This is a genomic window from Streptomyces sp. NPDC054794 (assembly GCF_053611585.1).
The window spans coordinates 1-5199 of the sequence record NZ_JBSHAQ010000125.1 but is presented as its reverse complement, the minus strand read 5'-3'; the positions used below and the strand labels follow the sequence as shown (position 1 = coordinate 5199).

The window sequence follows — 5199 nt, the reverse complement described above, 5'->3', positions numbered from 1 at the left end:
GGCCGGGCCTGCGCTCCTGTCTCCGCCCCGCTCCAGCCCGGCCGGCGCCCGTGCCGCGCGCACAGGGATCAGCCGCTTGCCGTCAGAGAAGGGGGACGTCGTGGCTGGGGCGGTCGGCTCCGCGATTTTAGGCAGCCACTTTGGCGCGAGCCTCGAAGATCATGGCCCCACGTCGTGCTTTACCGGGCAGGTCCACTACCTGCCCGACGCGCCGCAAGCTTACGGGGCCATGATCACTCGCGCCAAAGCAGCTCCAGCCCAAAATCGCTCCACCGACCTACAGAAAGCGTTAGGCCGTCTAGCATGGCATGGTGACGGAGAGTCATTTGACCGCAGAGGCTGATCTACTGATACCGAGAGGTCGCCAGGCGACCCGAACAGGAAGAATTGAGCGAACCATGCTCGCTCGACTCACTCTGGAATTCTGCAACCGGGAAGGCACTAGCGAATTCCAGAAGATCTGGCTGGAGCGAATTCTCGCTGAGGCATACCGTCGACGCGCATGGGAGAAGCGCAACCGTCGCCTGTTCCTAATTACTCAAAGCGCCATATTGAGCGGGGCGGTACTTTTGCCTGCGCTGGTTACTGCGAGCGCGGAAATCCGGTGGGTTCGCTACGCTTCCATAATCGTTAGCCTATTGGTCGCCATTGCGACCATCGCCGACCGTCTTTTGCGACCTGGGCCACGGTGGCGACTATATCGCTGGGGAGCCGACATGCTCTCAGGTGAGGCGTTCCGTTTCTTTTCGGAGCTAGACCCATACAAGGGACTCACGTCCTCTGATCGATTTTCACTTTTCCTTGGGCGCTTTGAAGAACTCGCAATCGACTTCCATAACCGTTACCGCGAAGACATCGACGAGACCTTGCCCAAGGAAAAGAAACCGGACTCCGACGAGGAATCAACCGCTTATGGAAAGGGTAGGGTAGAAACAGATCGGGACTGATCTAATTCGTATCGCCGTCTAGTCGCGAGACGCCTCTGCCCTTGGGGAGCTTGCGAGGTGTCGACCGATCACTGTGGTTCGAGCCACCCGAGCGTACTGGAATCCTGAGACATAGTAGAGGATGAGGCCTAGCACAGCGAGAACGATTGCAACGGTACTGATTGTCTGCGCCTGAGGCACGGATGTTTGTCTAGCTATGAGAGCCGGAACTCCGATTAGCAGGAAAGCCGTCGCAGTCTTGCCCGTTTTGGTAGCCGAAACCGGCATTGGCCCTCGGAAAGCGTAGGTGACCACGGCGAACAGCGCAACATCTCTTCCGATGATTAGCCCGGCGAGCCACCATGGAATTATGTTTGCCACGCCTAGCATGCAACTCAATGTCAAGATACAAAGCCGATCGGCGACCCGGTCAGCTACAGCGCCGATCCTGGTAACCTGGTCGAACCTGCGGGCTACATATCCGTCCAAGCCATCGCTAACTGCAACCATCAGCATAAGTAGCCACGCGCAAGTCCACGCATCGACAATCATAAAATAAATAAATACTGGCAAAGATAGGAACCTGAAGAGGGTTATCAAATTCGCCACTGTGTGCAACTTCTCGTGAGTGGCACGGATGTCACCCTTCATTTGGACCATTGTGAATTACCGCCGCCCGCATCAATACTTCCCGTTACTCTGGTTGAGCTGGAATAGGATGCCCGGATTCGGTTCATATCATTCAAAAGCTCAGTGGAGTTACGCTCATTGTCGGAGACCTGAGCGTGCTCCGATATGAGAACGGTCAGCCACCTCGCACGAGCGAGCCTCCTTCGTGGCGTGCGTCAGGTGTTCAGGGGATCCCGTGACGATTGACGAACTCGGCCCGTATGCGGCCACGGTCCCTCCCAACTCGTGCCAGACCCGTGCCAGATAGTGCGGGGAATCACGGGGAACACCGGGGAGCCAACGGCCCGCTCGCCAGGCGCCGACACCCTTACGCCGCAGGTCAGCCCCCCCAGCGAGCCCTAGATCACCTTAGCTTCCCAAGCTGAGAGTGTGTGCCATTCAGTCCCGCCAAGTGGCAGGTTGACTCAACGCAAGGTGCCATGGAAGACATGGCGCGGACCACGGACTCTGCAAGGCTCCGCCGGCCCGCACAGCGGCGCACCGCGCGGCGGCTTCAGCGTCACCGTGACCGTCGAGAGCCGGCCCCCAGCCCACCAGGTCACAGCCGCGCTCCTTGGGGCGGACTGATGGTGGCAAGCCTCCCAGGGCTCGCTGCCTTGCTCGCGCTGCTCTTCACCTGGATGCAGGTCACTCAGGCCAGCAAGGAACTGGCGATCAGCGAGCAGGGGCAGATCACCAACCGGTTCAACGCCGCCATTAGCAACCTGGGGTCAGCATCCCTGGACGTACGGCTCGGAGGAATCTACGCACTGGCGCGGATCATGCACGATTCCGATCGCGATCACCCCACCGTCGTCTCCGTCCTGTCCGCCTATCTGCGTACTCACTCCGCCGTTCAGGTTGGAGTCAAGAAGCCAGCTTCCGAACCCGGTGAATTGCCCCTTCCCAAAGCAGACGTTCAGGCGGTAATGACCGTACTAGCCAATCGCGGTGCCGATCTCGACAAAGGCCCCATTGATCTTAGGCGCACCAGTCTGCGTGGCGTGCAACTTGACGGGCACCCAAACATAATCCCCTTCCGCGAGGCGGACCTATCAGATGCGGATCTCAGCGGCTCTTCCCTGTTCAACCTGGACCTTCAGGGAGCAACGCTGTTCAAGGCAAACCTGTCAGAGGCAAAGCTGAGAGGATCACGGCTCGACGAGGCCTTTTTGGACGGAGCGGACCTCTCTTACGCAGATCTGTCGGGGTCACATTTGGACGGAGCGAGGCTACTTGGAGCACACCTCTCAGGGGCACACTTCTGTGGTGATCTGTTTATAGAGCCCGCGCAGGGAAGCCAAGCGGCTGTGGCAGCGCTTCTAGGCCGTGCACCATCGATGAGCCAATCCAAGCAAGACAGCAAGTCCTCCGCGGGCCAATGCGCAGACCTGCTCAACGCGGATTTCACCGACGCAGATCTAAGCGGCGCAATCCTCTCCGGCATGAATCTCGCAAGCACGATCTTCTGCCCAGGCCGGAACTCCTTTGGAGGCGGCTGCGCAAACCTGACTGGTGCAGTACTCAGCAACTCGAACCTCAAAGGCGCATACCTGTCAGGGGCAAGCCTCGAAGGTGCTGACCTTACTCACGCCGACCTCACAAACTCCGACCTCACAAATGCCAACCTCACCGGAGCGAAGGTCTCCGGTGCAAAGTTCGAGGGAGCCAAGCTGAAAGGCATCCGTGGGCTGCCGCCGCCACAGTGACAGGTGCTACGCGCCCGATGACGCCGCGTGCCACAGTCGTGCCAGATGCAGGGGTCAGCCACGGTCAACAAGGGTGGCTGAAGGGCGGGTTAGTCCATCCCAGTTCGAACCAAGAATGCCGTAGGTCGCCGACACGATGCCCCACCCTCTCTCCTTAGACGCCATCCGCTTACCGTTCGGCAGGCTTGATCAGTCGAACACGGTTCCTGTTCGGGTGATCTCTCGGCAGCCGGGGCATGACGGCAGGGCCTCCTGGTAGCTCGGGGTTGCGATCCCAACCGAGCAGCACCAGGAGGCCCTGTGTCGCAGTCTTTCGTGCCCGCGTCCGAGGAGTCCAACGCGCCGTCACTGGAGTGTGACTGCCTCGCGCACAGGTTCGGCAACGCGGCGGACGGTCCGGAACGTGTCCGGTGTTACGGCTCGGACCTGACGGAGGCGGAGTGGCAGGTCGTCCGGCCGTTGTTGCCGGTGCCTGCGTGGCTTCAGGGACGGGGCGGCCGGCCGGAGGGCTTCTGCCACCGCGTGATGCTGGACGCGGTGCGGTATGTGGTCGACAACGGCGTAAAGTGGGCCAACCTGCCCGCGGACTTCCCGCCGTACCGGCGTGTGCACGCCTTCGCCCGCCGCTGGCAGGCCACGGGCCTGCTTGCCGAGCTTCCACGACCGGCTGCGCGACAGGGTGCGCCAGAAGGAGGGCCGCTCGCCAGACCCGACGGCCGCGATCGTGGACTCGCAGTCGGTGCGGGCGGCAGCGAACATCCCGCGCTCCACGTCCGGCTGGGACGGCGGAAAGAAGGTGGGCGGCCGCAAGCGGCACCTGGTGGTGGACTGCCTGGGCCTGGTTCTGGCCGTCGTGGTGACCGCGGCGAACGTGCAGGACCGGGACGCGGCAGTACCGCTGCTTGAGCGGCTGCGCACGCTGTATTTCTCCATCCGCCTCGTCTGGGCGGACGGCGGCTATGCGGGCCGGCTGGTGGACTGGGCGGCCGAGAAGTGTCAGCTCACCCTTCAGATCGTCAAACGCTCCGATGACACGGCGGGGTTCGTGGTGCTGCCGCGCAGGTGGGTGGTGGAGAGAACGCTGAGCTGGCTGATGCGTTCGCGTCGTCTGGTGCGTGACTACGAGACGCTGCCCGCCATGCATGAGGCCATGGTGCTGTGGTCCATGACCATGCTCATGAGCGGCCGCCTGGCCGGACGCCGCCCCAGTGCTTTCAGCCGGCGGCCGGCACCACGAGCGCGGTGAACACCCCCGGCCGCACCTGCAGGATCCAACCCCGTTCCACCAGGCGTTTCGCCTTCGACCGCAGCCCCTCGACCTTCGCCGGAACTACTTCCAGGCCGAGGGACACGGCCAGTTGCTGACACCGCAGACCTGCACGGCCTGCGTCCGACTCCAGTACCTCCACGATGTGTTGGTAATCCGGTGCCAGGACGGACGCCGCCATGCCCTCGGTCCGGTGCGGCACCACCGACCCCGCCACCGCCCTCGGCTCCGCTGCCGCGGAGGGCGACTCGGTCAGCACCTCGGTCACCGTGACCCGGGCATCCACCAGACGCTGAAGTGCGCGCTCCGCCTCACCGAGCGCGGCCTGCACCCGTTCGGCCTCCTCCCGCAGCCCCGCGACCTCTTCCCGGATCTTCTTCTCCCGGGCCTCCAGCAGACCAAGCACCGACGCCACCAGCCACCTCCACGAGACAGATGAACGCACGAACCACGCCCATCTCTGCCGCCATCGGCCGGAGTTCATGCCCGCCCACCCCGGACTAAACGATCACGTTCGGTTCGCGGATGGCGTCTTAGACGTCGTCTCATTTGGCGAGTCGGCGGTAGCAGATGAGGGTGCAGGCGATGCTGGTGAAGGCCAGGAAGTGCTCGGCTTTGCGTTCGTAGC

At 62.5% G+C, this 5199-nt stretch carries 5 protein-coding genes and 1 pseudogene; 4 read left to right on the top strand and 2 right to left on the bottom strand.

The window, feature by feature from the left end; translation table 11 throughout:
- Positions 1–398: 398 nt before the first annotated feature.
- Positions 399–947 (top strand): DUF4231 domain-containing protein, encoded by a 549-nt coding sequence (locus ACWGKT_RS48225; protein WP_453278777.1) that lies wholly within the window; start codon positions 399–401, stop codon positions 945–947.
- Between the two features lie 18 nt (positions 948–965).
- Here the strand turns inward: ACWGKT_RS48225 and ACWGKT_RS48220 are convergent, their stop codons facing one another.
- Positions 966–1577, bottom strand: a complete 612-nt coding sequence (locus tag ACWGKT_RS48220) for a CDP-alcohol phosphatidyltransferase family protein (protein ID WP_453278776.1) — start codon at positions 1575–1577, stop codon at positions 966–968.
- A gap of 635 nt (positions 1578–2212) precedes the next feature.
- Here ACWGKT_RS48220 and ACWGKT_RS48215 point away from each other — a divergent pair.
- The 3 genes and pseudogenes from ACWGKT_RS48215 (at position 2213) to ACWGKT_RS48205 (ending at position 4550) form a co-directional block, all read left to right on the top strand.
- Positions 2213–3304 (top strand): pentapeptide repeat-containing protein, encoded by a 1092-nt coding sequence (locus tag ACWGKT_RS48215; protein ID WP_453278775.1) that lies wholly within the window; start codon positions 2213–2215, stop codon positions 3302–3304.
- Positions 3305–3604: 300 nt separating this feature from the next.
- Positions 3605–3898: pseudogene (locus ACWGKT_RS48210) on the top strand (transposase); the annotation flags it as partial.
- 52 nt (positions 3899–3950) lie between these two features.
- The gene (locus tag ACWGKT_RS48205; protein WP_453278778.1) at positions 3951–4550 is read left to right on the top strand and encodes an IS5 family transposase; all 600 of its coding nucleotides are present in this window, start codon (positions 3951–3953) and stop codon (positions 4548–4550) included.
- On the opposite strand, the gene ACWGKT_RS48200 is transcribed toward ACWGKT_RS48205, so the two are convergent.
- Positions 4519–4986 (bottom strand): hypothetical protein, encoded by a 468-nt coding sequence (locus ACWGKT_RS48200; RefSeq protein ID WP_453278774.1) that lies wholly within the window; start codon positions 4984–4986, stop codon positions 4519–4521. The two genes, ACWGKT_RS48205 and ACWGKT_RS48200, sit on opposite strands and share 32 nt — an antisense overlap.
- Positions 4987–5199: the final 213 nt, after the last annotated feature.

Bases quoted from the DNA above. Each gene is read 5' to 3' on its own strand.
- ACWGKT_RS48225 (WP_453278777.1), top strand. From the start codon at position 399: ATGCTCGCTCGACTCACTCTGGAATTCTGCAACCGGGAAGGCACTAGC.
- ACWGKT_RS48220 (WP_453278776.1), bottom strand. From the start codon at position 1,577: ATGAAGGGTGACATCCGTGCCACTCACGAGAAGTTGCACACAGTGGCG.